25 protein-coding genes are annotated in these 26,527 nt (G+C 70.1%); 17 read left to right on the top strand and 8 right to left on the bottom strand.

What is annotated here, in order from left to right; translation table 11 throughout:
- Positions 1-10 precede the first annotated feature (10 nt).
- The gene (locus ACIG5F_RS14740) at positions 11-1,597 is read left to right on the top strand and encodes a ricin-type beta-trefoil lectin domain protein (RefSeq protein ID WP_396518204.1); all 1,587 of its coding nucleotides are present in this window, start codon (positions 11-13) and stop codon (positions 1,595-1,597) included.
- A gap of 8 nt (positions 1,598-1,605) precedes the next feature.
- Here the strand turns inward: ACIG5F_RS14740 and ACIG5F_RS14735 are convergent, their stop codons facing one another.
- The gene (locus ACIG5F_RS14735) at positions 1,606-2,190 is read right to left on the bottom strand and encodes a TetR/AcrR family transcriptional regulator (RefSeq protein ID WP_396518203.1); all 585 of its coding nucleotides are present in this window, start codon (positions 2,188-2,190) and stop codon (positions 1,606-1,608) included.
- 44 nt (positions 2,191-2,234) lie between these two features.
- Between ACIG5F_RS14735 and ACIG5F_RS14730 the strand changes: the two genes are divergently transcribed.
- Positions 2,235-2,714, top strand: coding sequence for a GNAT family N-acetyltransferase (locus ACIG5F_RS14730; RefSeq protein ID WP_396518202.1), 480 nt, complete (start codon positions 2,235-2,237; stop codon positions 2,712-2,714).
- On the opposite strand, the gene ACIG5F_RS14725 is transcribed toward ACIG5F_RS14730, so the two are convergent.
- The 3 genes from ACIG5F_RS14725 to ACIG5F_RS14715 form a co-directional block, all read right to left on the bottom strand.
- Positions 2,683-3,522, bottom strand: coding sequence for an alpha/beta fold hydrolase (locus tag ACIG5F_RS14725; protein WP_396518201.1), 840 nt, complete (start codon positions 3,520-3,522; stop codon positions 2,683-2,685). The genes ACIG5F_RS14730 and ACIG5F_RS14725 overlap by 32 nt on opposite strands.
- A 21-nt stretch (positions 3,523-3,543) precedes the next feature.
- Positions 3,544-3,876, bottom strand: a complete 333-nt coding sequence (locus ACIG5F_RS14720) for a DUF4333 domain-containing protein (RefSeq protein WP_396518200.1) — start codon at positions 3,874-3,876, stop codon at positions 3,544-3,546.
- A 62-nt stretch (positions 3,877-3,938) separates the two neighbouring features.
- Entirely contained in the window at positions 3,939-4,520 is a 582-nt protein-coding gene (locus ACIG5F_RS14715) for a phosphatase PAP2 family protein (RefSeq protein ID WP_396518199.1), read from the bottom strand.
- A 148-nt stretch (positions 4,521-4,668) separates the two neighbouring features.
- On the opposite strand from ACIG5F_RS14715, the gene ACIG5F_RS14710 reads away from it, so the two are divergent.
- The 8 genes from ACIG5F_RS14710 (at position 4,669) to ACIG5F_RS14675 (ending at position 14,124) form a co-directional block, all read left to right on the top strand.
- The gene (locus tag ACIG5F_RS14710; protein ID WP_396518197.1) at positions 4,669-5,379 is read left to right on the top strand and encodes an alpha/beta hydrolase family protein; all 711 of its coding nucleotides are present in this window, start codon (positions 4,669-4,671) and stop codon (positions 5,377-5,379) included.
- On the top strand, positions 5,376-6,635 hold the full coding sequence (locus ACIG5F_RS14705; protein ID WP_396518195.1) for an NAD(P)/FAD-dependent oxidoreductase: 1,260 nt from the start codon (positions 5,376-5,378) through the stop codon (positions 6,633-6,635). Before ACIG5F_RS14710 ends, ACIG5F_RS14705 begins: the two co-directional genes overlap by 4 nt.
- Positions 6,629-7,345: a DUF1365 domain-containing protein gene (locus tag ACIG5F_RS14700; protein ID WP_396518193.1), complete on the top strand. Its 717-nt coding sequence runs from the start codon at positions 6,629-6,631 to the stop codon at positions 7,343-7,345. Before ACIG5F_RS14705 ends, ACIG5F_RS14700 begins: the two co-directional genes overlap by 7 nt.
- A complete protein-coding gene (locus ACIG5F_RS14695) occupies positions 7,342-8,577 on the top strand; it encodes a class I SAM-dependent methyltransferase (protein ID WP_396518192.1) in 1,236 nt (411 codons plus the stop codon). Before ACIG5F_RS14700 ends, ACIG5F_RS14695 begins: the two co-directional genes overlap by 4 nt.
- A 57-nt stretch (positions 8,578-8,634) precedes the next feature.
- Positions 8,635-9,669: a carbohydrate kinase family protein gene (locus ACIG5F_RS14690; protein ID WP_396518190.1), complete on the top strand. Its 1,035-nt coding sequence runs from the start codon at positions 8,635-8,637 to the stop codon at positions 9,667-9,669.
- 196 nt (positions 9,670-9,865) lie between these two features.
- Complete coding sequence (locus ACIG5F_RS14685; protein WP_396518189.1) at positions 9,866-10,828, top strand: VWA domain-containing protein; 963 nt, start codon at positions 9,866-9,868, stop codon at positions 10,826-10,828.
- A 103-nt stretch (positions 10,829-10,931) separates the two neighbouring features.
- On the top strand, positions 10,932-11,873 hold the full coding sequence (locus tag ACIG5F_RS14680) for an LCP family protein (RefSeq protein ID WP_396518187.1): 942 nt from the start codon (positions 10,932-10,934) through the stop codon (positions 11,871-11,873).
- A gap of 10 nt (positions 11,874-11,883) precedes the next feature.
- Positions 11,884-14,124 carry a tetratricopeptide repeat protein gene (locus tag ACIG5F_RS14675; RefSeq protein ID WP_396518186.1) on the top strand — a complete coding sequence of 747 codons (2,241 nt, stop codon included), beginning with the start codon at positions 11,884-11,886 and terminating at the stop codon, positions 14,122-14,124.
- Here ACIG5F_RS14675 and ACIG5F_RS14670 read toward each other — a convergent pair whose 3' ends face one another.
- Positions 14,125-14,934 (bottom strand): SDR family NAD(P)-dependent oxidoreductase, encoded by an 810-nt coding sequence (locus ACIG5F_RS14670; RefSeq protein ID WP_396518185.1) that lies wholly within the window; start codon positions 14,932-14,934, stop codon positions 14,125-14,127.
- 72 nt (positions 14,935-15,006) lie between these two features.
- On the opposite strand from ACIG5F_RS14670, the gene ACIG5F_RS14665 reads away from it, so the two are divergent.
- From ACIG5F_RS14665 to ACIG5F_RS14655, 3 genes are all read left to right on the top strand, one after another.
- Positions 15,007-15,909 (top strand): LysR family transcriptional regulator, encoded by a 903-nt coding sequence (locus ACIG5F_RS14665; RefSeq protein ID WP_396518465.1) that lies wholly within the window; start codon positions 15,007-15,009, stop codon positions 15,907-15,909.
- 83 nt (positions 15,910-15,992) lie between these two features.
- A complete protein-coding gene (locus tag ACIG5F_RS14660) occupies positions 15,993-17,672 on the top strand; it encodes a substrate-binding domain-containing protein (protein WP_396518183.1) in 1,680 nt (559 codons plus the stop codon).
- A gap of 95 nt (positions 17,673-17,767) precedes the next feature.
- Positions 17,768-19,453 carry a sulfatase-like hydrolase/transferase gene (locus tag ACIG5F_RS14655; RefSeq protein ID WP_396518182.1) on the top strand — a complete coding sequence of 562 codons (1,686 nt, stop codon included), beginning with the start codon at positions 17,768-17,770 and terminating at the stop codon, positions 19,451-19,453.
- A gap of 3 nt (positions 19,454-19,456) precedes the next feature.
- On the opposite strand, the gene ACIG5F_RS14650 is transcribed toward ACIG5F_RS14655, so the two are convergent.
- Positions 19,457-20,167, bottom strand: coding sequence for an SDR family oxidoreductase (locus ACIG5F_RS14650; RefSeq protein WP_396518181.1), 711 nt, complete (start codon positions 20,165-20,167; stop codon positions 19,457-19,459).
- An 84-nt stretch (positions 20,168-20,251) separates the two neighbouring features.
- Between ACIG5F_RS14650 and ACIG5F_RS14645 the strand changes: the two genes are divergently transcribed.
- The 3 genes from ACIG5F_RS14645 (at position 20,252) to ACIG5F_RS14635 (ending at position 22,706) form a co-directional block, all read left to right on the top strand.
- Positions 20,252-21,103 (top strand): LysR family transcriptional regulator, encoded by an 852-nt coding sequence (locus ACIG5F_RS14645; protein WP_396518180.1) that lies wholly within the window; start codon positions 20,252-20,254, stop codon positions 21,101-21,103.
- 19 nt (positions 21,104-21,122) lie between these two features.
- On the top strand, positions 21,123-22,124 hold the full coding sequence (locus ACIG5F_RS14640) for an alcohol dehydrogenase catalytic domain-containing protein (protein WP_396518179.1): 1,002 nt from the start codon (positions 21,123-21,125) through the stop codon (positions 22,122-22,124).
- Between the two features lie 66 nt (positions 22,125-22,190).
- Positions 22,191-22,706: a GNAT family N-acetyltransferase gene (locus ACIG5F_RS14635; protein ID WP_396518178.1), complete on the top strand. Its 516-nt coding sequence runs from the start codon at positions 22,191-22,193 to the stop codon at positions 22,704-22,706.
- Here the strand turns inward: ACIG5F_RS14635 and ACIG5F_RS14630 are convergent.
- Positions 22,683-23,837, bottom strand: a complete 1,155-nt coding sequence (locus tag ACIG5F_RS14630; protein ID WP_396518177.1) for a hypothetical protein — start codon at positions 23,835-23,837, stop codon at positions 22,683-22,685. The two genes, ACIG5F_RS14635 and ACIG5F_RS14630, sit on opposite strands and share 24 nt — an antisense overlap.
- 32 nt (positions 23,838-23,869) lie before the next feature.
- Positions 23,870-24,982 carry an XRE family transcriptional regulator gene (locus tag ACIG5F_RS14625; RefSeq protein ID WP_396518176.1) on the bottom strand — a complete coding sequence of 371 codons (1,113 nt, stop codon included), beginning with the start codon at positions 24,980-24,982 and terminating at the stop codon, positions 23,870-23,872.
- A 380-nt stretch (positions 24,983-25,362) separates the two neighbouring features.
- On the opposite strand from ACIG5F_RS14625, the gene ACIG5F_RS14620 reads away from it, so the two are divergent.
- A complete protein-coding gene (locus ACIG5F_RS14620) occupies positions 25,363-26,526 on the top strand; it encodes an NB-ARC domain-containing protein (protein ID WP_396518174.1) in 1,164 nt (387 codons plus the stop codon).
- Position 26,527 lies beyond the last annotated feature (1 nt).

Below are 26,527 nucleotides of genomic sequence, written 5' to 3'. Positions count from 1 at the left end.
CAACACGCACGTGCTACCAAAGATCCTGCTCGCCGCGGTGACGGCCGCGTCCTTCCTGACGACGCCCGCCGCCACCGCTGCCGCCGCCACCCCCACCCTCGCGGTGACCCCGCCGATGGGTTGGAACGACTGGGCGCACTACCAGTGCGACTTCACCGAGCAGACCATCCTGTCCAACGCCGACGCCCTGGTCTCCACCGGCCTGGCCGCGAAGGGCTACAACACCGTCACCATCGACGACTGCTGGATGGCGAAATCCCGTGACAGCAAGGGTCACCTCGTCGCCGACCCGGTGAAGTTCCCAGACGGCATGGCCTACGTCGGCCAGTACCTGCACCGCAAGGGCCTCAAGTTCGGCATCTACGAGGACGCCGGCACGCTGACCTGCGGCGGCTATCCCGGCAGCTGGAACCACTTCCAGCAGGACGCGGACCTGTTCGCCAGCTGGGCCGTCGACTACCTGAAGCTGGACGGCTGCAACCTGCCGACCGTGCCGGGCCAGACCGAGGAGCAGACCTACAAGTCGGCCTACGCCCAGCAGGCCGCCGCCCTGGCCAAGAGCGGCCGCGAGATCGTGTTCTCCGAGTCGGCCCCGGCCTACTTCCAGGGTGAGACCTCCTGGTACAGCGTGCTGACCTGGGTCAAGCAGTACGGCCAGCTGTGGCGTGAGGGCTACGACATCGCCACCTACGACAAGAACAAGCCGGACACCGCCCGCTGGGGCAGCATCCTCGGCAACTACGACTACAACCACCCGATCGGCCGCTACTCCGGACCGGGCAACTGGAACGACCCCGACTTCCTCATCGCCGGCGACGGCGGCGTGACCGCCGACGAGTCCCGCAGCCAGGTCGCGCTGTGGGCGATGATGGCCGCCCCGATGATCCTCAGCTCGGACGTCGGCAAGCTCTCGCCGACCGCCGTCGCCACCCTCGGCAACGCCGACATCGTTGCCGTGGACCAGGATCGGCTCGGCCAGCAGGGCACGGTCTACAGCCAGGACGGCGCCACCGACGTGCTCTACCGGCCGCTGGCCAACGGCGACCGTGCGGTGGCCATCCTCAACCGCAGCGGCGTGCCGGTCACCACCAGCACCACCGCCGGCCTGCCGAGCTGTTCCTACGCCGCCAAGGATCTGTGGACCGGCAAGACCTCGAACGCCCTCACCGCAACGGTTCCGGCCCACGGCACCGCCATCTTCCGGGTGAAGCTGGGCAAGGACTGCGGCGCCCCAGGCGCAATCGGCCAGATCTCCGGCACCAGCGGCAAGTGCGTCGACGACTCGAACAGCGGCACCGCCGACGGCAACCCGGTGATCCTGTGGCCCTGCACCGGAAACGCCAACCAGCGTTGGCAGCCGGTCAACGGCGCCGTGCAGAGCCTGGGCAAGTGCCTGACCAACAGTGGCAACAAGGCCGTGCTGTCCACATGCGACGGTGGCAAGGCCCAGCAGTGGTCGTACCGGCTGAACGGCAACCTGGTGAACTCCGGGCTGTGTCTGGACGTCACCGGCGGCGGCAGCGACAACGGCACGGCGTTGCAGCTCTACCAGTGCGGAGACAACCAGTTCAACCAGATCTGGACGCTGCCCAGCTGAGCTAGCCGCTAGCTGAGACCCAGCGCAGCGAGCGTCCGATCCAGCGCGGCGTCCTGCAAGTCCGCGCTGTACATCTCCGGATCGGCCGACGCCATCATCGCGACGCCCTCGGCCAGGCCCATCAACGCCAGGGCGGCCGCGGACACCTGATGGTCCGACCAGGACGGGGCGGCGGCGGCAACGAGTCCGCGGATTCGTTGCCGCCACGCCCTGGTGTTGGCCCGATGCAGCGCCAACAGCTCGTCGTCGCCGACCGCGGCGGCGAGAAACCCCAGCCACACAAAGCTTTCCAGCGTGCCGGCCGCGGTGGTGGACAACCCCTGGGCCAGCACCGCCCGCAGCGCCGCCCGCGGCGAGGGGGCGGCCCGCTCCAACTCCTCGACCCGTTCCCGGGTCCGCGAGTGCAACAGTTCACGGGCGTGCGTGAGCAGGGCCCGTCGGTTGGGGAACCGGTGCATCACCAGCCCGGTGGTGCAGCCGGCGGCCGCGGCCACGGCTCGGATGGTGAGGTGCTCCAGCCCCTGGGTGGCCAGCACATCCCACACCGCCTGGGACAACTGCTCGGCGGCCCGGGGGTTCGCGGCTCGTGACATGACGGCCCTTCTGTCGTAACAGACGTTACCGTAACATCTGTTCCGTGACCACGATCGAAGCCCGCCCCTGGGACGACCCGGCCGGCGTGAGCCTGAGAACCCGTCAGCGCGAAGAGGTCATGGACCGCTACGGCGGCGTCGACACCGAGCCCGGCGCGCACCCCACGGCCGACGACGTCGCCGTCTTCCTCATCGCCTTCGACACTGCCGGCACACCCGTCGGCTGCGGTGCGCTTCGTCAACTCGACCACTCGTCGGCCGAGATCAAGCGCATGTACGTGGATCCGCAGGCCCGCGGCACCGGCGTGGCGACGGCCGTGCTCCGAGCGCTGGAGCGGGCGGCCGTCGACCGCGGCTGGACCACCGTCCGGCTCGAGACCGGCACCGGCCAGCCCGACGCGATCCGCTTCTACGAGCGCGAGGGCTACGTCGCGATCCCGCTCTACGGCGACTACATCGGCAGCGAGCTGTCGCTCTGCTACGAGCGCGTGCTCAGCTCCGGTGCGCCAGCAGATGTTCGATGAGGACCCGGCACAGCTGCTCCGGGGCCTCCTCCGGGATCCAGTGCGAGACGTCCTCGATGATCTCCAGCCGGTACGGCCCGGTCACGTGCTTCTCGGTGGCCATGACCCCGGCCGAGCCGACCGCGTTGTCCTCGGTGCTCCACACCAGCAGCGTCGGCGCCTCGACCGGGCCGACCTTGCCGCCCAGGTCCATCGCCCGGTACCAGTTCAGCGCCGCGGTCAGCGCCCCCGGCTGGGTGAACCGGTCGAGGTAGTGCTCGACGTGGTCCTGCGGGACCTTCCAGTCGTAGATGCGGCGCAGCTTGTCGGCGTTGTCGGCCAGCAGCGTCTTCTCCGCCGACCCGGCCGCCCGGAACGTCTGGATGTAGCGGGACCGCTCGTGCTGGTCCTCGTCGGTGGCACGGGCGTGCTCGAACGCCGCCGGATGCGGCACCGACACGGCGGTCAGCGTGCGCACCCGCTCCGGCATCGCGGCCGCCGCCGCCCAGGCGACCGCCGCACCCCAGTCGTGCCCGACCAGGTCGAACCGCTGCCAGCCGAGCTCGTCGGCGATCGCCGCGACGTCGCCGACCAGCTCCTCCATCCGGTAGTCGCTGACGTGTTCGGGACGCACCTCGGGGGAGTAGCCGCGCTGGTCGGGCGCCACCGCGCGGCAGCCGCCGCCCCCGAGCACCCGCAGCTGCTGCTCCCACTCCAGCGACGACTGCGGGAAGCCGTGCAGCAGCAGCACCTCGCGGCCGTCCTCCTCGCCGCTGGCCAGCGCGTCGAAGGTGCCGGCCGGCGTGGCGATGCGCGTCTTCTCGATCACATGGTCGACTCTAGCGCCGCCTCATGCCGTGCTGATGTCCAGCTCTCCCTGGTCGGTGAGGATCGAGACCGTGGCGCCCGCGGTGGGGCTGCCGTTCTTCACGATCTCGCACTTGAACGTGGCGCCGACCACGATCGGGACGGCATTCGGGCAGGTCACCGTGAGGCCCGTGCCATCGCCGTCGAGCTGCGCCTGCTTGGTCACCTGCTGCTCAAGGGCGGTCTGGTCCAGCACCCGCGGCGCGACCGCATTGTCGTCGGCAAGCACCTTGATCGTCACCACCGCCGCGCAGGCGGCGAGGACGATCGCGGACACCGGCACCGCGAGACGGGCAAAGCTGCGCTGGTGGGCCATGCGCGCATTCGTACCGTCAGCGGGCGGCGACTGCCGGCGATTGAATCAAGCTGTGACGCGGATCACTCGACCGGCGCCAGCTCGCGTTCCTCGACCACCGCGTACCGGATGAGGAACGCGTTCTTCCACAGCAGCGTCGCGCCCCACACCGCGAGGCCGGCGATCATCGCGATCAGCGCGCCGGCGGTGATGTCGGCCGGGTAGTGCACGCCGACGAACACCCGGGAGATGGCGACCAGGGCGGCCACGCCCATGAACCACGGGCCCCACTTGGCCGACACGAAGAACCACATGGCGATGGCCAGCGCGAACGACGCCGTCGCGTGGTCGCTGGGCAGTGACACCCCGGGCTCGTGCGTGATCAGCATGTGCACCTGGTGGGTCTGGAACGGCCGCAGCGACAGGCCGAACATCCGCACCACGACCGACATCACCAGGCCGATGGCCAGGGTCAGGCCGACCTGCCCGATCCGCCACGCGCCGGCCGGCCACCAGCCGTCCTGCCGGGCCCGCACGAAGGTCGCCACCGCGCCGGCGGCGAACAGCAGGAAGATCAGGTACTTGGCGGCGAAGACCATCAGCAGGTCCAGCGGCCCGAACTGGCCGGCCACACCGTTGACCAAGCTGAAGATCTCGTAGTTCACCCGTGCTCCTCACGTCCGTTGTCGATCAAGGATGCCGCACCCGCGGTTCACCCTGTGGACACCAGAACCACACTGCCAGGACATCTGCGGTCGGGTGTGTACGGAAGGTCACACCGAACCGGATGATCGTGGCGTGCGAATGCCCGGCATGCCCAGTTCAGTCGCCCCCGGCCTGCGGGAACGAGGTGAAGGCCGCCGGCCGACCGGCGTGGCGCTGCTGCTGCACGGCGGCCGCGCCCGCAGTCACGACCCGGCCACCCGGTCGAAGCTCACCTACCAGCGGATGATCCCGTTCGCCCGCGACCTGGACCGGCACGGACGCCGCCACGGCCTGCTGGTGGCCCAGCTCAGCTACCGGTACCGCGGCTGGAACGCCCCCGACCTCGACCCGGTGGACGACACCCGCTGGGCCCTTGACCAGCTCCGCCGGCACGAGGCCCCGGTCGTGCTGGTCGGCCACTCCATGGGCGGGCGAGCGGCCCTGCACGCGGCCGACGACCCGTCGGTGCTGGGCGTGTGCGCGCTGGCCCCGTGGACCGAGCCGGGGGAGCCGGTCGAGCAGCTGGCCGGCAAGTCGCTGCTGATCGCGCACGGTGACCGCGAGCGCTGGACCGACCCGGCCCTGTCCTACGACTACGCGGTGCGGGCCAAGTCCGTCACCGCCGACGTGTGCCGCTTCGACGTGCTCGGAGACGGGCACGCGATGCTGCGCCGGGCCGGCGAGTGGACGAGGTTGGTCCGAAGTTTTGTCCTTGGTCGCCTGGGCTACGAACCGATGGCCCCCTGGATCGCGAACGCTGTGCGTGAACCGTCGCCTCGGGGCCTGCGGGTCCCGCTGAGCCTGGAAGGGGCCACATGAGGTCAAGGGTCGCCGTGATCGGGGCCGGCGTCGCTGGGCTGACCGCCGCCTACCTGCTGCAACGGCGCCACGAGGTGGTGCTGTTCGAGGCCGACGCCCGGCTCGGGGGCCACGCCCACACCCACGACCTGGCCACGCCGGGCGGCGGCTACACGGCCGTGGACAGCGGGTTCATCGTGCACAACGAGCGCACGTATCCCAACCTGATCCGGCTGTTCCGGGAGCTCGGCGTGCCGACCCAGGACTCGGAGATGTCGATGAGCGTGCGCTGCGACGGCTGCGGCCTGGAGTACGCCGGCTCGAAGCGGCTGCCGGGGCTGTTCGCCCAGCGGGCCAACCTGGTCCGCGGCCGCTACCTGCGGATGCTGGCCGAGGTGACGAGGTTCCACCGGCACGCCCGGCGGGTCATGGCCGACGAGCGGGCCGGCGACGTCACCCTCGGCGCGTTCCTGGCCGTCGGCGGCTATTCGACGTACTTCACGCAGCACTTCATGGGCCCGGTGGTGTCGGCGGTGTGGTCGGCGGGGGAGTCGGTGTCGCTGAGCTACCCGGCCCGCTACCTGTTCACGTTCCTGGCCAACCACGGCATGTTGTCGGTCGGCGGGTCGCCGCAGTGGAAGACGGTGGTCGGCGGCTCCCGGCGCTACGTGGAGCGGGCGGCCAAGGGGCTGTCGGCGGTGGAGGTCTCGACGCCGATTCGGTGCGTGACAAGGACTTCCGAGGGGGTGGTGATCCGGGACGACGCCGATCAGACGCACGAGGTGGACAAGGTGGTGATCGCCACCCACGCCGACCAGGCGCTGCGGCTGCTGGGCGCTGCGACTTCGCTGGAACAGGAGGTGCTGGGGGCGTTCCGCTACTCCCGCAACGAGACCTGGCTGCACAGCGACCCGTCGGTGCTGCCGGTGAGCCGGGCCGCGCGGGCGTCGTGGAACTACCTCAAGACCAGCTGTCACGACGCCGGCGGGCCGGTGCTGGTCAGCTACGACATGAACCGGTTGATGCGCCTGACTTCTCCGGTCGGCTACGTCGTGACGCTGAACGCGACCGACCGGGTGGCCCCGGACTCAGTGCTCGCCAAGATGGTGTACGAGCACCCGATCTACACCCCGGAAGCCCTTCAGGCCCAACGGAAGTTGCCGTCTCTCAACGACGGGACCGTGGCCTACGCCGGCGCGTACCACGGCTGGGGATTCCACGAGGACGGGTGCGCCGCCGGAGTGCGGGCGGCCGAGTCGTTGGGAGTCACGTGGTAGCGCCCGCCCTGTACGACGTGGAAGTCGCGCACGCGCGGCGTGAACGCGTCGACTACGCCTTCAAGCACCGGGTGTTCCTGTGGCTCGTGGACCTGGACGAGCTGCCGAAGCTGCCGCGATGGCTGCGGCCGCTCGCCCGCTTCGAGTCCCGCGACCACCTCGGGGACCCGGCCCGGCCGATCCGGCAGAACGTGGACGCTTTCCTGGCCCAGCACGGCATCGAGTGCTCGCGGGTGCTGATGCTGGCCAACGCCCGGTCGCTCGGGCACGTCTTCAACCCGCTGACCGTGTTCTGGTGCTACCAGGGGGAATCGCTGGCCTGCGTGGTCGCCGAGGTGCACAACACGTACGGGGAAAGGCACAACTACCTGCTGTTCCCCGACGACGCCGGCCGGGCCCGCACCGGCAAGCGGTTCTACGTCTCGCCGTTCCTCGACCTCGGCGGCGAGTACCTGATGCGGTTCGGCGAACCCGGCCCGCGGCTGTCCGTCACCATCGCGCTGCGCCAGGGCGGGGCCACCCCGCTGACCGCGACCCTGCGCGGCCACCGCCGCCCGGCGACCCCGGCCGCGCTGGTCGGGCTGCTGATCCGCCGGCCGTTCACCACACACCGGGTGTCCGCCCTGATCCGCGCCCACGGCATCGCCCTGTGGCTGCGCCGGATTCCGCTCGTCCCCCGTTCCCCGCACCAGGCCCAGGAGCTCCGATGACCAAGACCAGGACCGCCATTCCGTTGCCCAGCAAGGGGATCTGGCCCGGGCTGGCCACGCCGCCGCGATCGCCGCTGCGGGCCGTGGCCGCCGAGCGCCTGTTCCGGCACGCCGTGCGCACGATCCCGGTGCGCGTCGAGTTCCCCGACGGCCGCGTGCTCGGGGCCGGCGGCCCGGACGCGCCGGTGATGCGGCTGCACCGGCCCGGGGCCTTCTTCCGCCGGCTCGGGGCCGACGCCAAGATCGGCTTCGGCGAGGCCTACATGGTGGGGGACTGGTCCAGCCCCGACGTGGCCGACGTGCTCACGCCGTTCGCCGCCCGCATGGCGACCCTCGTGCCGAGGCCGTTGCAGGCCCTGCGGCGGATCGCCGAGCGCACCCAGCCCGAGGTGGAGGACAACGACCTGGCCGGGGCCAGGGAGAACATCCACCGGCACTACGACCTGTCCAACGAGCTGTTCTCGATCTTCCTCGACGAGACCATGACCTACTCCTCGGCCTGGTTCGACGACCCCGAGCAGCCCCTGGTCGACGCCCAGCTGCGCAAGATCGACGGCGTGCTGGACTTCGCCGAGGTCGCCCAGGGCACGCACCTGCTGGAGATCGGCACCGGCTGGGGCGCGCTGGCCATCCGGGCCGCCCAGCGCGGCGCCCGCGTCACCACTCTGACCCTGTCGGCCGAGCAGAAGACCCTCGCCGAGCAGCGCATCCAGGCCGCCGGCGTGGCCGACCGGGTGCAGGTGCTGCTGCGGGACTACCGCGAGGCCCACGGCAGCTACGACGCCGTGGTCAGCGTGGAGATGATCGAGGCCGTCGGCAAGGGCTACTGGCCCACCTACTTCGCCACCCTGGACCGGTTGGTCCGGCCGGGCGGGCGGATCGGGCTGCAGGCCATCACCATGCCGCACGACCGGATGCTGGCCACCGCCAACGCGTACACCTGGATGCACAAGTACGTGTTCCCGGGCGGGCTGATCCCCTCGGTCGAGGCCATCGAGGACGCCGTGGCCCAGCACACCGGGCTGCGGATCCTGCACGACCGGGCGTTCGGCCAGGACTACGCGCTGACCCTGCGGCGCTGGCGGCGGCGGTTCCTGGACCGCTGGCGCGAGGTGGCCGGGCTCGGCTTCGACGAGACGTTCCGGCGGATGTGGGAGTTCTACCTGGCCTACTCGGAGGCCGGCTTCCGGGCCGGCTACCTGGACGTGCGGCAGTTCGGCCTGGCCAAGTGACCCGCCCGGGTGACGTTGATCTTGGTCGGCGTGCGGTGGCCGCCTAAGGTGCCAGGGGTGGCAGAACAGAGCCCGAAGTTCGACGTGCTGCTGTCCGGGACGGTGTTCCTGGACATCATCTTCACCGGCCTGGCCCACCAGCCGGCGGCCGGCACCGAGGTGTGGTCCACCGGGCTGGGATCCAGCCCCGGCGGCATCGCCAACCTGGCCGTCGCGCTGAGCCGGCTCCAGCTGCGCACCGCGCTGGCCGCCGCCTTCGGCGAGGACGTCTACGGCGACTTCTGCTGGGAGGTGCTGGCCAACCAGGAGAACGTCGACCTGTCGTGCAGCCGGCGGTTCTACGGCTGGCACTCGCCGCTGACCGTGTCCATGGCCGTGGACCGCGACCGCAGCATGGTCACCCACGGCCATCCCTCGCCGGTCGGGCCGGACGAGCTGCTCAACCCGCCGCCGCCCACCCGCGCCGCCTACGTGCACGTCGACCTGCAGGAAGAGCGGTGGGTCAGCGCGGTCAAGGCGCAGGGGGCGCTGCTGTTCGCCGACGTCGGCTGGGACCCCACCGAGAAGTGGGCCCCGTCCATGCTGCGCAAGCTCGACGGCTACGACGTGTTCCTGCCCAACGCCGTCGAGGCCATGAGCTACACCCGCGAGGACACCCCCGAGAAGGCCGCCCGCAAGCTGTCCGAGCTGGTCCCGGTGGTCGTGGTGACCCGCGGCGGCAACGGGGCGTACGCCGTGGACGCCGCCAACGACGTCACCGTGGACGTCGGCGGGCTGAACATGGCCGCCCTCGACCCGACCGGGGCCGGCGACGTGTTCGGCGCCGGTTTTGTGGTCGGCACCCTGGCCGGCTGGCCGCTCGCCGACCGGGTGAACTTCGCCAACCTGTGCGCGGCCCTGTCGGTGCAGCACTTCGGCGGCTCCCTGTCCGCACCCGGCTGGCACGACATCGCCAGCTGGTGGCGCCACCTCGGCCGCCGCGACGCCGCCGAGCTGCACTCCTACGAGTTCCTCAACAACGTGCTGCCCACCGACTCGGCCGCCATGGTCCGCCGCGCCAGCGCCACCATCGGCCTGCGCGGCCTCAACTGACCACCCCCGCGCCGGTCACGCTCGGGGCCAGATCGGGCCGGGAGGACCACCACCTACCTCCTCACTGTCCCGCTCAGCGTCACACCGAATGCGGGTTTCCCCACATTCGACTCCCAGCGCGGACCACATGTGGCGAAACGGGGGGTGGGGCGGGGGCTTTACCCGGGGGCAACGGCGGAGTGGGTTAACTGTGGGGGTGGGGATCGATGGGTTCGCGTCGCCGGTGTGGTTCGCGCTGCTGATCGGCGTGGCGGCGGTGTTCGGCGCCTACTTCTGGATGCAGCGCCGCCGGCGCCGGCACGTGGTGCGCTTCGCCAACATGGCCGTGCTGGACCGCGTCGCCCCCAAGCAGCCGACCCGGTGGCGCATCGTGCCGCCCATCCTGTTCCTGGTCGCCTTCCTGGCCCTGACCGCCGCCCTGGCCGGGCCGATGGCCGAGGCCAAGGTGCCGCGCAACCGGGCCACGGTGATGCTGGTGATCGACGTGTCGCCGTCGATGGACGCCACCGACATCCAGCCGTCCCGGATCAAGGCGGCGCAGGCCGCGGCCAAGCAGTTCGTGGAGAACATGACCGGCGGCGTCAACCTGGGCCTGATCACCTACGGCGGCTCGGCCACCGTGGACGTGAGCCCGACCACCGCCCGCAAGCCGGTGGCCGACGCCATCGACAACATCCAGCTCCAGCCGGCCACCGCCACCGGCGAGGCGATCGCCGCCGCCCTGCAGTCCATCCAGCAGTTCGAACGCGGCCTCGGCGGCCCGGCCAGCGCCCCGCCGGCCCAGATCGTGCTCATGTCCGACGGCAAGCAGACCGCCGGCCGGGACGAGTTCGCGATGGCCAAGGAGTGCAAGGACGCCAAGATCCCGATCAACACCATCTCCTACGGCACCGCCGACGGCGTGGTGCTGCTCCAGAACCAGGAGCAGCCGGTGCCGGTGGACGACGAGTCCCTGCACCAGCTGGCCGACATCTCCGGCGGCCAGTTCTTCAAGGCCGACACCAGCGACAAGCTGAACCAGATCTACGCCTCGCTGGGCGAGCAGATCGGCTACGAGACGCAGGAGAGCGACGTCAGCAAGCCGTTCATCGCGCTGGGCGCGGTGCTGGCGGTGCTGGGCGCGGCCGGCGCGCTGGTCCTCACCCAGCGCCTGCCCTGAACCTGAGCCGCCCTGAACCTGAGCCGCCCTGAACCCTGGGGGCAACCAGCACGTGTGACCACACGTCCCTATTGTGGACATCTGGTCTACGTGGAGGTGCTCTGTGCGCATCGGGCGTGTCATCGGGATCGTGCTGGTGGTCCTGATCCTGCTCGTGCTGGGTGTGTTCGTCTACGCCGACTTCTCGCTGAAGCGGACCGACGCCCTCCAGGACTACGGCGGCCGCCCGGCGGCCGGGGCCGGCACGAACTGGCTGCTGGTCGGCTCGGACAGCCGCGAGGGCCTGACGGATGCTCAGAAGCAGGAGCTGGCCACCGGCTCGGCCGAGGGCTCCCGCACCGACACCATTCTGCTGCTGCACATTCCCGGCAGCGGTCCGTCCACGCTGGTCAGCCTGCTGCGGGATTCCTATGTGGACATTCCGGGGCACGGCAAGAACAAGCTCAACGCCGCCTTCGCCTTCGGTGGCGCCCCGCTGCTCCAGCAGACGGTGGAGGGCGCGACCGGCCTGCACGTCGACCACTACATGGAGATCGGCTTCGGCGGCTTCTCCAGCGTGGTCGACACCATCGGCGGCGTGAACATGTGCATCGACAAGGCCATGGTCGACCCCAAGGCCGGCCTGAACCTCCAGCCGGGTTGCCAGGACCTGACCGGGGCCCAGGCCCTGGGCTACGTCCGCACCCGGGCCACGCCCGCGGCCGACCTGGACCGGGTCGTGCACCAGCGGCAGTTCCTGTCCGCCGTGGTCAGCAAGGTGACCAGCCCCGGGGTGCTGTTCAACCCGTTCCGGATCATCCCGCTGATGTCGAGCGTGCCGGCGGCCCTGACCGTCAACAACGGCGACCACGTCTGGAACCTGGCCAGCATGGCCTTCTCCCTGGCCAGCAAGGACCTGGTGACCACGACCGTGCCGATCTCCAGCACTCCCACCATTTCCGGGGTGGGGTCGGTGGTGCTGTGGAACAAGGACAAGGCGACCCGCCTGTTCGACGCCCTGCGCACCGACGCGGCCGTGCCCACGGACGTGCTCACCGGCCACTAGAATCGGCCGGGTGCCGTCACTCCAGGACATTCTGCGCAGCCGGCAAGCCGGTGGCTTCATCGGCCGGGAACGGCAGTTGGCGCTGTTCGCGGAGAACCTGCGGCTCCCGGTCGCCGATCGGCAGTTCCTGTTCAGCGTGCACGGGGCGGCCGGCATCGGGAAGTCCTTCCTGGTCCGGCAGTTCCGGCGCATCGCCGCGGATCATGGCTGCGCCGCCGGGCAGGTCGACGAGTCCGCCTACGACCTGCCCTCCGCCCTGGCGGCCTTGGCGGCGGGTTTGGGGCCGTGCAAGGAGTTCGCCAAGCGCCTGGCCGCCTACCGGCAGCATCGCCAGGACCTGGACTCCGACCCCACCGCCCCCGAGGGCCTGTCGTCGCTTCTGACCCGCTCCACCGTCCGCGCCGGTCTCGCCGCCGCCGGCGAGGTCCCGGTGGTCGGCGCGCTGGCCAAGGCCGTCGACTCCAAGTCCGCCGCCGAGGACGTCGACCGCCTGCGGGTCTTCCTGTCCCGCAAGCTCCGCAGCCGCGACGACGTCGAGCTCGTCATGTCGCCCGCCGACGTCCTCACCCCCGCGTTGGTTCGCGACCTCAACTCCCTCGGCAAGCCCCTGGCCCTCTTCTTCGACACCTACGAGCGGACGTCCCCGTTCCTGGACCAGTGGCTGCGCGACCTCTTCGCCGGCAAGCACGGCGATCTCCCGGCGGACATCGTCTTCGTCGTCGCCGGCCAGAAACCCTTGGACCTCAACCACTGGGGCGACTTCCTCAGCGTCCGCACGGATTTGCCGCTGGAGGTCTTCACCGACGACGAGGCCCGCCGCTTCCTGACGTCCCGCAACGTCACCGACCCCCGGGTAGTGGAGGTCATCCTCGGCCTCTCGGGTCGGCTGCCGGTCCTGGTCGCCATGCTGGCCGAAGCCCACCCCACGGAGGTCGCCGAAGTCGGCGACCCCAGCGGCAGCGCGGTAGAGCGGTTCCTCAAATGGGAACCCGACCCCGCCCGCCGCACCGCGGCCCTTTTCGGCGCCCTCCCCAGGAGATTCTCCTCCGAGCAGTTCGCGACAGCGGCTGGCTCGACGGATCACCTGTCCTGGCTGGTCCAACAGCCCTTCGTCACGGAACAGTCGGACGGCTACCGCTACCACGACGTGGTGCGGACCCAGATGCTCCGAGTCCTGCAACGCCGCAACCCAGCCGAATGGCGCACCCGCCACCTGGCCCTGGCCGAGCAAGCCGAGCCCTTGGAGCGGTCCTACCACCGCCTCTGCGCCGATCCCGCGACTTTGCCCGAGGCCCTGTGCGGCTTGATCGCCGCCTTCGCGGTCCGCCGATCCCAAGCCCCGTTATGGTCCCGGATGATCCTCCAAGCCGGCCGCGAGATTGACGCCCCCGAGGTGCTGCGACGCGGCACGGAACTGGTCGAGAACGCGGACTACACGGCATTGATCGGCCTCCTTGCCGGCGATCCGTCCCTGCCCGCTGCGTCCCGTGCACTCGCCTACGCCGAACGGGGTGTTCTGCTCCGTGCCGCCCGCGACTTCGACGCGGCCCTGGCCGACCTCCGGTCCGCGATCGACCTGGCCCCGGACGAAGTCCGCTACATCGGTGAACGCGGCGAGACCCTCCGCCGCATGGGCCGATCCGACGAGGCACTTCCCGACCTCGACCGTGCGCTGATCGACTACCCCGAGGACAGCTGGCTGCTCGGCTGTCGTGGGGCCGCGCTCCAGGCACTCGGCCGGTTCGAGGAGGCCCTTCGGGACCTCGACAAGGCGATCGAGCTTCGGCCCGGCTACACCTGGGCCCTTGGCGCTCGCGCCGACACGCTGTTCCAGCTGGGCCGGTACCCCGAGGCCCTCGTCGATGCCGATCGAGCTATCGGTCAGTCAGCCGACTACACCTTCGGCTTGGCCTGCCGCGCGGCCATTCTGATCGCGATGGGCGAGCCGCAGCGGGCTGCCGCCGACCTGGCACGCATTGTCGAACTCGGCAATCCTCAGACCTTCGCGTTTTTCCTGCTGGCGCTGGGCAGCGGCTCGGTCCCGGTGATCGAGGCGGCGCTGGCGGCCAGTCCCGGCCCGGTCGACCGAGCCATCCGGCTGTGGGAGCTCGGCCGTGCAGAGCAGGCCGCAGCCGCGATCGAGCAGGCGCTGGAAGAAGGCATGCCGGCGGCCTTCGTCATCACCGAGTTCCGGCGGCTCAACAAGATCACCGGTCGGGATGTCGACGCGGCGATCGCCTTGCTGGAGTAGCTAGGACAGCACCTTGCCTTCCCGGACCAGCTCGCCATACGTCTCCGGGTCCACCGGGCTGGCCAGGATGAAGTCCAGCAGCTCCTTGGCCGCCTGGGCCGGGGTCTTGGCCTGGCTGAAGTCGTCGAACCACGGCCGCGAGGTCGGGGTGTCCACCAGGCCCGGGCACACCGAGGCGATCAGCCGATCGGCGGCCAGATCCTGCTCGCGGCGCTCCCGGGCGACGGCCCGGACCGCCGCCACCTGGGCGACCTTGGAGGGGATGTTGATCCACTCGGACCAGCCCTGGTCCGACGCGGTGCCGTCGTGGATGGCGGCCTGCCACTGGGCCACGGCGGCCTCGACCTGCTCCAGGGAGGCGTCCTCGAACAAGGGGCGCAGGCGGGCGTCGAGGTGGTCCAAGGTGCCGAGCGAGCTGGCGACGACGATGAGGCGGCCGCCGGGGCGGAGGATGGGGGCGAAGGACCGCAGGACGGCATGGGTGGCGCCGTTGGACACGGCGATCAACTCGTCGGCCTGCTCGGCCTGGCTGCGGTCGGGGGTCATGCGCATGGTGGCGTTGGAGATCACCACATCGACCGCGCCCAGCGACGCGGCCAAGGCGGCGATGGCGGCGGAGTCGGTGACGTCGAGGACGCGGCCCTCGACGCGGGCGCTGCCGTGGACGGCCGCGGCGGCGTCGGCGACGCGGGACGGGTCGCGGCCGGTGAGCAGGACGAGATCGTCGGCGGACCAGCGGGTGGCGAGGTCCTCGACGAGGGCGCGGCCGATGCCCTGGTTGGCCCCGGTCACCACAGCGATGCGTGTCATGCCGTCGACGCTACGAGCGGACACGGGCATGAGTCCAACGAAAGTATGGCAACCGTGGTATGCGTGAACGTCATGGAATTCACGCTGACCGGGCTGCGGGTGGTCCGGGAGATCGCGGAGCGCGGCACGTTCAGCGCGGCGGCGGAGTCGTTGGGCTACACGCAGTCGGCGGTGTCCCGGCAGATCGCGGCGGTGGAGAGGGCGGCCGGCGCCACCGTCTTCGAGCGCACCCGGGACGGCGCGGTGCCGACGCCGGCGGGCCGGGTCATCCTCCGGCACGCGGCCACCGTGCTCGACGCCGTCGACGCCGTGGAACGAGAACTCCGAGGCATGCCGGCGGAAACCGGGCACGTGCGGCTCGGCGCGATCCCCAGCGCCGGCGCGGTGATGCTGCCCCGCGCCCTGACGATCCTGCGCCGAACCCATCCGGGCATCGCCGTCACCAGTCGCGAAGGCTCGACGCCGGCGCTGACCCGGTCGCTGCGGGCCGGCACGATCGACCTCGCGATCCTCGCCGTCGGCCCGCCCTTCCGCGCCCTGGACGCCGAAAAGCCGGCGCTACGCACGGAAACGCTGCTGGAGCGCGAGCTCTGCGTGGCCGTGCCGGCCTCGGATCCGTTGGCCGGCAACGACTCCGTGCACATCGACGACCTGGCCGGTCGCCGCTGGATCGCCAGCGTCGGCGCCGGCGGCGAGGACCTCCTGGGCGTGTGGCCCGGGCTGGCGGAACGGGCGGAGATCGCCCACGTCACCCGGAACTGGCTGACCAAGCTCCAGCTCGTCGCCGCCGGCTGCGGCCTGACCACGGTCCCGGCCTCGATGATCACGGCGATGCCGGCCGGCGTCCGCGTGCTGACGGTCCGTGGCGGCCCCAAGGAAAGCCGCCGGCTGATCGCGGCCTGCCCACCCGGCCGTCAACCCGAATCCGTCGTGCGCGTTCTGACGGCCCTGCGCGCGGCCAGTCGGCAGGTCTGACGACAGTCCGTCCGGCGGTGTCGGGCGGCTGTGCGGCGTCGAAGAATCGCCGGTGGAAGGCCTTCCGGAGGTGGTTCGACGCCATGCGCCCGCATCGGCACGCCCGCGCGTCGCGGCGCCGACTCACCCACTTCCTGCTGCCCGTTCTCGTCGCCCTGCTCGCGGTCACCGCGGTCGTCGCCGCCAACGCCACCAACGCGGCCCGCACCTGCGGCGGCGAACTGCCGCTCCGCGTCACGGTGACTCCCGCGCTGCACCAGGTCGTGCAGCAAGCGGCCGACGCCTTCGAGCAGGACCGGTCGGCGGCCGACGGACTCTGCATCAAGGTCGAGGTCGTCGCCGAACAGGCCGCGGACGTGGTGGCCGAGCTGCCGACCAAGCCCATCGACCCGCCCGCGCTCTGGATCCCCGACTCCTCCCTCTGGGCGACGACCGCGATCCAGAAGGACGCCGCCGTTCCCGGCGTGACGCCGAAGATCGCCCCGCATTCCTCGCTGGCCACCTCGCCGCTGGTCGTGGTCGGCGGCATGGACGAGGTCGCCAAGCTCGGCTGGTCCCAGTCCACCGTGAGCTGGCAGCGGCTGGTCGACCCGGGCGTGGCGGTGGACATCGCCGACCCGCTGACCAACACCGAAGGCATCGCCACCCTGGGGCTGGCCGAGGGCATGGCCCCTGCGCGCGACGGCGCGCCGCCGCCGGAGCTGATCGCCACCCTGCTGCGGCTGCGCGACGCCACCCAGCCCAACATCGACACCTGCTACCAGTTGATGGACAAGAACCCCAAGACCGCGCCGCTGTTCACGGCCACCGAGCAGTCGGTCATCGCGCACAACGCCGACTCCGCCGCACCACCGGCGGTCGCGCTCTACCCCAACGAAGGCTCCGTGCTGTTCGACTACCCGATCGTTCGGGTCCAGACGGCCGCGGAGCCGGCCGGCGCCGAGGCCGCGGCGGCGGCGTTCGAGAGCCGGCTGAGATCGGCCGGCACCACGAAGTCGTTGAGCGACGCGGGATTCCGCGAACCCGGCGGCCGCGCCGCCTGGGCCATGCGCGAAGGCGTCCGCATGGACACCCCGAACCGGCTGCCAGCCCCGACCACCGACCAGGTCGCCACCGTGCTGCGGGCCTGGGACGTGATCCACCTCGACGGCCGCACCCTGGCCGTGATCGACACCTCCGGCTCCATGGCCGACCCCATGCCCGACGGCCAGACCCGCGTCGAGGTCGCCCGCGACGGGGCCCTGGCCGGCATGGCGCTGATGCCCGACACCACCGCGGTCGGACTGTGGACGTTCGCCGACCAGTGGAACGAACTCGTGCCGCTCGGCCCGCTCGGCGGCCAGAGCAACGGCGCGCCGCAACGACAACTGCTGCAACAGGCCGCCACCACGCTGCCCAGCCGGGTCAAGGGCAGCACCGCCCTCTACGACGCCGCGTTGCAGGCCTACCGGGTGCTGCGCCTGGGCTACGACGCCTCCAAGGTCAACTCCGAGGTGCTGATCACCGACGGCAAGAACGAGACGCCCGGCGGCCTGGACCTGACCGGCCTGCTCGCCCAGCTGCGCACCGAGGTCGACCCCACCCGCCCGATCCAGATCATCGGCATCGGGCTCGGCCCCGACGCCGACATGGACGTGCTGCAACAACTGGCGAGCGCCACCGGCGGAAAGGCCTATCAGGCCCTGAACGGGGCCGATTTCCGAAGCGTCCTGTTCGACGCCCTCAGTCGCCGTCCCTGCACCACGCCCACCGCCAACTGCTGACGGCATTTCGGGCAAACGACGTCGCGTTGAACCGATGCCGAACCCCGTCCGTGTGCTGAAGTGGCACCACCGCCACCACACGGAAGGACCCCGGCTTGTCGATCCTCACGCGCCTTCGCCGGCAGCCCGAAGAATCCGGCGATCGCACTCCGCCGTCGACCACCCGCCGCGTCCTCGCCGTCACGGTGACCGTGCTGGCGTTCCTGCTGGTCCTGTTCGCCCTGGTGGCGCCGAACGACCTGAGCAAGCTGACACCGCTGGCGTTCGTGCGCATCCCGGTCGAGGGCCTGGTCGCCGTGGTCCTGCTGCTGCTCCTACCCACCAGCTGGCGCAAGCCGGTCGCGCTGGTCGGCGGCGGCCTGCTCGGCGTGCTCACCATTCTCAAGTTCGCCGACATGGGCTTCTACGCCTCGCTCAACCGGCCGTTCGACCCGATCTACGACTGGAGCTTCCTCGGCCCCGGCCTGGAGTTCATCCAGGGCGAGGTCGGCGACGTGCTGGGCTGGGTAGCCGCCGGGCTGGTGGTCCTGGTCGCGATCGGACTGATTGTGCTGACCGCGCTGGCCGCGACCCGGCTCAGCGGCATGGTCGCCAAGCACCGCACCGGCACGGTCCGCGGCGTCGCGCTGCTGGCCGTGGTCTGGCTGGTGCTGGCCCCGACCGGCGCGCAGCTCACTCCCGGCCAGCCTCTGGCGGCCAGCAACGCGGCCGCGCTGGCCGTCAACGACCTGCGCCAGGTCAGCGCCGATCTCAAGGACCAGCAGGAGTTCGCGCGCGAGGTGAACACCGACGCCTACGCCGGCATGGACAAGGACAAGCTGCTCAGCGGCCTGCGCGGCAAGAACGTGCTGCTGGTGTTCGTGGAGAGCTACGGCCGGTCCGCGGTGATGAACTCCAGCTTCGCGCCCGGCATCGACGCGGTGCTCGACGCCGGCACGCAAACCTTGCAGCAGGCCGGTTTCGCGGCCAAGTCCGGGTTCCTGACCTCGACCACGTTCGGCGGCGGCAGCTGGCTGGCCCACTCCACCGTGGAGTCCGGTGTGGACGTCAACAGCCAGTACCGCTACACCAACCTGATCAACGGCAACCGGCTGACGCTGGCCCGCGCGTTCAAGGACGCCGGCTGGCGGACCTTCGCCGACGACCCGGCCAACACCCGAGACTGGGAGCCCGAGGGCCAGTTCTACGGCTACGACAGCGTCTACGACTCGCGCAACGTCGGCTACAAGGGCCCGATCTTCTCCTACGCCACCATGCCCGACCAGTACACGATGAACTTCATCCGCCAGCACGAGCTGAGCAAGCCCGGGCCGGCGTTCGGCGAGATCGACCTGGTGTCCAGCCACGTGCCGTGGACGCCCTCGCCGCAGCTGGTGGACTGGGACTCGATGGGCGACGGCTCGATGTTCGGGCCGCAGGCCGCCGCGGTCGGCAAGCAGGTCAAGGACATCTGGCCGGACCAGGCCAAGGTGCAGCAGGCCTACGGCGAGACCATCCAGTACTCCCTGAACACCCTGGTTCAGTTCCTCCAGCGCTACGGGGACGAGAACACGGTCATGGTGTTCCTCGGCGACCACCAGCCCGGGACCCTGGTCAGCGGCGCCAACGCCGACCACGACGTGCCGATCAGCATCGTGGCCAAGGACCCGTCGGTGCTGGCCCGGGTGTCGGGCTGGGGCTGGACCGACGGCCTCAAGCCCAGCCCGCACGCCCCGGTGTGGCCGATGAGCGCCTTCCGCGACAGGTTCATGGCCGCGTTCGGCGACCAGGTCGCCAAGTGACCGTCAGCGCCGCCACTGGCCGGCCAGGCTGCCGCCGCCGTCGACCCGGATGACCTGGCCGGTGGTGTAGCCGCCGTCCTCGGACAGCAGCAGGGCGATCGCCGCCGCGATCTGCTCCGGCCGGCCGATGCGGCCGGCCGGGATGCTGGCGAAGAACCGGGTCTCCTGCGGCGAGCCGACGGGGGTGTTCTGCCGGAACAGCTCCGTCTCGGTCGGGCCCGGCGCCACCGAGTTCACGGTGATGCCGGTGCCGGCCAGCTCGCCGGCCCAGACCCGGGTCAGCGCATCCATGGCCGCCTTGGCGGCGGCGTAGGAGCTGCGGCTGGGCGTGCCCAGCGTGACCAGGCTGGTGATGTTGACGATGCGCCCCCAGCCGGCCGCCTTCATCGCCGGCAGCATCGCCTGCGTCACCTGCACGGCCACGCGCACGTTGCCGTCCAGCGTCCAGGCCAGGTCGTCCAGGTCGATCTCGCCGAGCGGGGCCATCCGGGCGAAGCCGACGTTGTTGACCACGCCGTCCACGTCGCCGATCTTGCCCAGCACGTCGGCGGTCGCGGCCCGGTCCAGCACGTCGACCTCGTGGAACTCGCCGGGAAAGTCCGCAGGCGCGGTCCGGGCCAGGCCGACCGGCCGGTCCCCGGCGTCCGCGACCCGCTGGGCCAGCGCCCGGCCGATGCCCCTGCTGGCCCCGGTGATCAGAAATCGCCTCGTCATGGCCATAACGCTACTGTTCTGGTCGACGGCCGTACAATTACTTTCCTGGTATGCGGCCATAACCGATCGGGTATGGAGGCGGCGATGACCCTGGCCCAGCTCCGGGTGCTGCTGGCGGTCGTGGAGCACGGCGGATTCACCGCCGCCGCGGACCGCGTCGGCATGTCCCAGCCCGCGGTCAGCCGCTCGGTGTCGGCGCTGGAATCCGAGCTCGGCGCGCCGCTGCTGGCCCGCGGCCGGGACGGCGTGACCCCGACCGACGCCGGCGAGGTCGTCCTCCGGCACGCCCGGGAAGTGTTGCGGCACTTCGACTTGATGCGCACCGAGGTCGCCGCCCTGGCCGGCGAGGTCACCGGCACGCTGCGGCTGGCCAGCCTGCCCAGCGCCACCGGCACCCTGATCGCCTCGCAGCTGCGCCTGTTCCGCAAACGCCATCCCCGCGTCGCCGTGCGGCTGTTGGAGGGCAGCGACCACGAGGTGCGGGACTGGCTCGACCAGGGCGTGGTCGACGCCGGCGTGGTCACCCTGCCGGCCCCCGGGCTGCGGACCGCGCCGCTGGACACCCACGAGATGGTCGCCCTCGTGCCGTCCGACCATCGCCTCGCCGGCGCGGAAACCGTGACGTACGAAGAGCTTTCTCGCGAGCCGTTCATCCGCTCCACCGGCGGCTGCGCCCGGGTGTTCACCGAGGTCGCCTCGGCCGTCGGCGTCCGGCTCGACATCGCCTTCGAGGCCCGGGAGCCGGCCGCCGTGGTCGAGATGGTCGGGGCCGGGCTCGGTGTCAGCATCCTGCCCACCGTCGGGCTGCCCGAGGATCTCCGCGACGTCGTCACCCGCCCCCTGTCGCCGCCCACCGTGCGCGAGCTCGCCGTGGCCGTCAGCGCCAGCGCCTCGCCCGCCGCCCGCGCCCTTTTGGAGCAGATCGCCGGCGGGTGAATCCCAGTACGGTGATCGAATGCGCGCCTTTCGGCTCACCGAGTGGGGCAAGCCGCCGCAGGTCGTCGACGTGCCCGTACCCGAGCCCGCGCCCGGGCAGGCGCTCGTGCGGGTCGCCGGCTGCGGGCTGTGCCACAGCGATATCACCCTGCCCCAACTGCCGGCCGCCGTGGGGGAGCGGCTCGGCTGGCAGGTCCCCTTCACCCTCGGGCACGAGGTCGCCGGCTGGATCGTCGGCGACGGCGTTCCCGGCTTCGCCGACGGCGATCCCGTCGCCCTCGTCTCGCCCACCTCGTGCGGCCAGTGCTGGCACTGCCAGCGGGGCCTCGACTCCTCATGCCCCAACGGCCGCGCCGGCCGTGGCTACGGCCGCGACGGCGGGCTCGCCGAGTACGTGCTCGTCTCCTCCGCTCGCTCCCTCATCCCGCTCGGCTCCCTCGACCCCGTCACCTCCGGACCCCTCACCGACGCCGGCGCCACCTCGTACCACGCCGTCCGCCGCATCCTGCCCCGCCTGCACCCCGGCGGCCTCGCCGTCGTCATCGGCGTCGGCGGCCTCGGCTCCTTCGCCGTCCAGTTCCTGCGGCTTCTGACCGCCAGCCGCATCCTCGCCGTCGACACCAACCCCGCCCGCCTCTCCGCCGCCACCTCCCTCGGCGCCGACGACGCAGCGTCTTCGTTGAGCGGCCGCCTCGGCGCCGACGCCGTCCTCGACTTCGTCGGCACCGACGACACCATCGCCGCCGGCCTGCGCGCCCTGCGCCCCGGCGGCTCCTACGGCCTCATCGGCGCCGCCGGCGGCCGCCTCGACGCCCCCTGGCTCGGCTCCCTCCCCGCCGACGGCGAGGTCTTCACCTTCCAGGGCTCCTCCCGCACCGACCTCCAGGACGTCATCGCCCTCGCCACCACCGCCGGCCTCCGCAACCCCGTCCAGCGCTTCCCCTTCGCCGACGTCGAGCTCGCCTACTCCCGCCTCGCCGCCAACACCCTCGACAGCCCCCGAGCGCTGATCGAGTTGTGACCGAATTCGCGACCCACCCACTCGGGTCAGTGACTGGAGCCACGGACTCGCCTACGGTCTGACGCGATGACCGATCTGGAGATTCACCCCGTGCGGTCCGACGAAGCACCCGCACTTGTCACGGCGGGTTGCCAGGCCGGATACATCGAAGACCGACTGGCACTGCACGCCGCCGGCCACGGCGTGCTGCTCGCCGCCTGGCTGGACGGCAGTCCCGCCGGCAGCGTCTACCTGTGGCTGGCCCCCGCCGAGGAGCCTGAAATCCGTGAATTCCGGCCCGGCACGCCGCTGATAACCCATCTTGAGGTATTCGAGAATGCCCGCAACAGAGGCATCGGCACGCGGCTGATGGCGGTTGCGGAGTCTGAACTCCGTGCGCGGGGCTTTAGGCAAGTCGCACTGGCCGTGGAACTGTCCAACACGCGAGCCCTTGACTTGTACGAACGCCTCGGGTATCGCGATTGGGGATGCGATTTCGTGGTATGCGCTCGTCGTGACTGGAACGAGGACGGCACCTTCGTCGACACGCCGGAGAAGTGCTACGTGCTTACGAAATCCCTAGCAAAGGCTCCGTGTGACTGACGCCCCCTGGGCATATCGGCCTGCCGCTTCCAGGCCGAGATGATGTAGCATCTCCCCGACGGTTGGCCACTTCCGGTGTCCGAACCGGTATTCCTGGTCCTTCAGGTAGGCGCTCCATCGTGTCCGGTCCTTGTGCCATGCCTGTAGGTACTCCACGAACAGTCCTGGGTCGATCCTTTGACAGCGCCCCCTGGCTGCCATCAGCGCCGCGACCATCCGTGCGCGGGAATTCTCGTCCATCCGTTGCGCGAGGGCGCGGGCGAGCACCTCGTTGATGAATCGCAGTCGCATGTCCAGATACCTTCGCCAGTAGTCGATGTCGGCATCGCGGACGCGTTTTCCGTGATCCAGCAACCAGAAGACACCCTCGGCGAGGCAGTCGCCCAACTCCTCTGACCGGGCTCGGCGGGCATCGGCGAAGGGATCGTACGGCTTTTGTAAGGCAACACCCCTGGTCTTCGCCGTCGGTGCGAGCCGGCTGCGCTCGAGGACGAAGAACCAATCCTCATTGTAGATCTCCGGGAAGAAGGAAACTGACGTCCCGTTCACGGCGAGCGCACCACCACCGATGAACGAATCCTGGCGACCGCCGGTCTCGCGGTGGGCGTGACACACCACGGAGTTGTCCGGATAACCATCGATGGTCAGGCCGACGGCGTCGAAGTCGTGCAGCAGCCGTACAGCATCGACCAGGTCCTGTGGCTCCCGGATGTCGATGTCGTCGTCCAGGAACACGATGTGCTTCCACCGCATCAGCCGGGCGATGAGCAGGCCGAGATTGCGCTTGAAACTGGTGTCGGTGCGCTGTTCCCAGATCGTGTCGGCGAGTAGTGCGCTGGTTTCGAAGGCTGACAGCAGGCCCGACGGCACCGACGCCATGTCAACGGCGACCGCCTCGACGCCGCTCTCCTTCGCCAACTTCGTGACCTGGCCTGGATGGGAATGCTTGCTGCACAGGGCGACCAGCGTGCAGTCCAGTTTGCCCGCGAGTTCGATGGCTCGGCGCAGATACGGCGCCGACCGCGCGGTGGGCACGATGATCGCGTCGACCGAGCAGAGCCCGATAGGCCTTGCGTCGACAACCGTCATCAGGGCGTTGTGATCGCCGTGGTGAACATCGATGCGAGCCATGCCCGGGTATACCTTGGCGCTGTCCGCTGTGGTCAATGTGCTCCCTCCGGCCGCTGGTGGAGGCGCATCTCAGGTTTGGTCCAGTCCGGGGTCAGCGTGTGCCCACGAATGACCCGGACTCTCGTCACCAGGCTGAAGACGCCTTCCTCGTCGAAATTAGCGCGCACGTATTCGTCATTACGGTCCCGGAACCTGGCATCGGTCAACGCGCGGACCACCCCGTAGGTTCCCCGCCCGAACATGCCGTTGCATATCGTGAGAGTGCGTTCGTCGTTGTACGGGTTGGGCAGGCGGTAGAAGTGCGCCACGTCCTCGACGAGCGTGTTGCCCCGCAGCACAGGCCGGAACGACTGCCTGTCAGGGCCGTCCGTGACCTCGAATCCGCCGGGGTCGTCGGTGTCCACCCTGGTTATCTGCCGCACAGGAGGTGTCACGTGCCGCAGCACGTCCTGGGTCAGAGTGTTCCAGTCGACGCCACCGAGCAGTATCAGATGTTTCGTGTAGTCGTCCTCGGTGAGTTTGTCCGAGGTCGTGAACGTCACCCAGCTTTGGGGATTCATCATCCTCAGGTGGCCAAACAGTTCAATGAGCGCATCTGGGTCCGCGTAGGTGTACAGATCGATGTAATCTGCATCTCTGATGTCCGTGAAGGATCCAAGCCGGCTCGCATACTTGTCCGGCAGTGGTGCGCAGACGATGAGGACATCCTGATTCGCGCCGAAATGCCACAAGCTGTCCGAGGCGCCCGACGGGTGAGGCGTCGCGCCAGGCTGGCCGACGGCCAATGCCCGCAGCCGGCTCAGCTCCGCCAGCAGATCCTCGTACCGAGTGAGCTCGGCCCCGGTGAGCTCCTCGGTTCGCAGCAGCTGAGGGTGGCCGTTGCCCATCGACCGCTCGGTCGCGAAGAACCGGGCGTACGCCTCCAGTCGGGCCACCGGGGGAGTCTTGGGGTTGGTGCTGCTTTCCCACGAGGAGATGAGCGGCACGCTGGTGGACCGCTCAGCGCTGAAGGCGCCGGCAAGTTGGCTCTGGGTCACGACCCGCTCCGGCCAGGTCTCCTCCCGCAACGCCTTCAGGCGTGCGGGGAGAGTGACATCCGGGGCAGTGTGTGGGTGCACGGTGGTCGACCCTTCAGTGAACTTCACCGTACCTGCTGAACTTGGCGCCGTACACCGCGAACGAGGTGGAGGGCTGGTGCTCCGCAGGTCCCGGCCTCGATTCGACCTGCTGACCTGGGCATGCGGTCGCGACCTCAGTCAGCTACAGCTGAACTTCATGTTCCTGCGATGAAATCAAGCGGGCCTTTAGGTGTTGCCAGGCCTGATTATTTTAATGCCAGTGAAGTTTGACCGGGTTTAGCTTGTCGACTCCTTATTTAGAGTTCCGACTCGAATGTTACGTGAAGTGCTGGCGTTATGCGATTGTCATTTTGTCTACGCCCGCGCCGGGTGTGATTACCTGTATGGCGTACGGCGACCGTTGATCGGTGTCGCTAATCTTGGGGTGCAGAGATTGGGAGGGCGCCATGGTTGACGACTCCGATGTTCCCGGCGAAGCCCCAATGATCGTCAACTCCATGATCGGGTTGGCGGACTCCGTGGTCCAGGCGGGAACGATCATGGGTGGCCTGCACATCCACAACCACTTCGCGTCGGTGCCGGTGCCGCGTGAACTGCCCGCGGACGTCAATTCATTCGTTGGCCGGGGCGATGAGCTCGGTGAGCTGGACGAATTGCTGGCGGCAGCGGAGGGTGTCCATTACCGTTCACCGGCGGTCGTCGCCGTGGTTTCCGGGACGGCGGGTGTCGGCAAGACGGCATTGGTTTCCCACTGGGCTCATCGGCACAGTGACCGGTTTCCGGACGGACAGCTGTATGTGAACCTCCGCGGCTATGAGCCGGGCAGCCCGCTCGGTGCTGTTCACGCCCAGGCTGAACTGCTGCGCTCGCTCGGGGTGCCGGACCGGGGCCTCCCGAAGGGCATGGATGCCAGGGCGAGATGCCTCCGCAGCCTGATGGCGGGACGGCGGATGCTGGTCGTGTTGGACAACGCGAACTCGGACGAACAGGTGCGGCCACTGCTGCCGGGGGTGCCGTCCGGCCTGGTGCTGATCACCAGCCGGGACAGCCTGACCGGCCTGGTCTCCCGCGACGGGGCCCAGCGGATCGGCCTTGGTCTGCTCGCCAGGGAACAGGCGGTGAAACTGCTCAGGATGCTGGTCGGCCCCCGGGTGGACTGGGAGCCCGCGGCGGCGGACCAGCTGATCGACCACTGCGCGCGGCTGCCGTTGGCGCTGCGAATCGTGGCGGACCTGGCGGTGTCCAACCATGACGCGCCGCTGGCCGAACTGGTCGGAGAACTCGCCGACGAGCAGCACCGGCTCGACCTGTTGAACGCGGGTTCGGATCCATGGACGGCAGTGCGGACAGTCTTCTCCTGGTCATACAGAGGCCTCACCGATGTGGAGGCTCGCGTGTTCCGGCTGCTCGGCCTGCACTCGGGCCGCGCATACACCCTCACCGGTGTGGCGACGCTGGCCGACATCGAACCGATGGAGGCGGCGCGTGCACTACGGGCGCTGGTGCGGGCACATCTCATCGAAAGGGCCGGGAATCGACGATTCCGGATGCACGACCTGCTCCGGGTGTACGCCTTGGAGCTCGCGCTGGCGGCGGGCGAGCTGGCCTGAG

This window comes from Kutzneria sp. NPDC052558 (genome assembly GCF_044547355.1).
Lineage (GTDB): Bacteria > Actinomycetota > Actinomycetes > Mycobacteriales > Pseudonocardiaceae > Kutzneria.
This window is presented reverse-complemented; position numbering and strand designations above follow the sequence as displayed.

Bases quoted from the DNA above. Each gene is read 5' to 3' on its own strand.
- ACIG5F_RS14735 (WP_396518203.1), bottom strand. From the start codon at position 2,190: ATGTCACGAGCCGCGAACCCCCGGGCCGCCGAGCAGTTGTCCCAGGCG.
- ACIG5F_RS14720 (WP_396518200.1), bottom strand. From the start codon at position 3,876: ATGGCCCACCAGCGCAGCTTTGCCCGTCTCGCGGTGCCGGTGTCCGCG.
- ACIG5F_RS14710 (WP_396518197.1), top strand. From the start codon at position 4,669: ATGCCCAGTTCAGTCGCCCCCGGCCTGCGGGAACGAGGTGAAGGCCGC.
- ACIG5F_RS14705 (WP_396518195.1), top strand. From the start codon at position 5,376: ATGAGGTCAAGGGTCGCCGTGATCGGGGCCGGCGTCGCTGGGCTGACC.
- ACIG5F_RS14695 (WP_396518192.1), top strand. From the start codon at position 7,342: ATGACCAAGACCAGGACCGCCATTCCGTTGCCCAGCAAGGGGATCTGG.
- ACIG5F_RS14670 (WP_396518185.1), bottom strand. From the start codon at position 14,934: ATGACACGCATCGCTGTGGTGACCGGGGCCAACCAGGGCATCGGCCGC.
- ACIG5F_RS14665 (WP_396518465.1), top strand. From the start codon at position 15,007: ATGGAATTCACGCTGACCGGGCTGCGGGTGGTCCGGGAGATCGCGGAG.
- ACIG5F_RS14660 (WP_396518183.1), top strand. From the start codon at position 15,993: ATGCGCCCGCATCGGCACGCCCGCGCGTCGCGGCGCCGACTCACCCAC.
- ACIG5F_RS14650 (WP_396518181.1), bottom strand. From the start codon at position 20,167: ATGACGAGGCGATTTCTGATCACCGGGGCCAGCAGGGGCATCGGCCGG.
- ACIG5F_RS14645 (WP_396518180.1), top strand. From the start codon at position 20,252: ATGACCCTGGCCCAGCTCCGGGTGCTGCTGGCGGTCGTGGAGCACGGC.
- ACIG5F_RS14640 (WP_396518179.1), top strand. From the start codon at position 21,123: ATGCGCGCCTTTCGGCTCACCGAGTGGGGCAAGCCGCCGCAGGTCGTC.
- ACIG5F_RS14635 (WP_396518178.1), top strand. From the start codon at position 22,191: ATGACCGATCTGGAGATTCACCCCGTGCGGTCCGACGAAGCACCCGCA.
- ACIG5F_RS14630 (WP_396518177.1), bottom strand. From the start codon at position 23,837: ATGGCTCGCATCGATGTTCACCACGGCGATCACAACGCCCTGATGACG.
- ACIG5F_RS14620 (WP_396518174.1), top strand. From the start codon at position 25,363: ATGGTTGACGACTCCGATGTTCCCGGCGAAGCCCCAATGATCGTCAAC.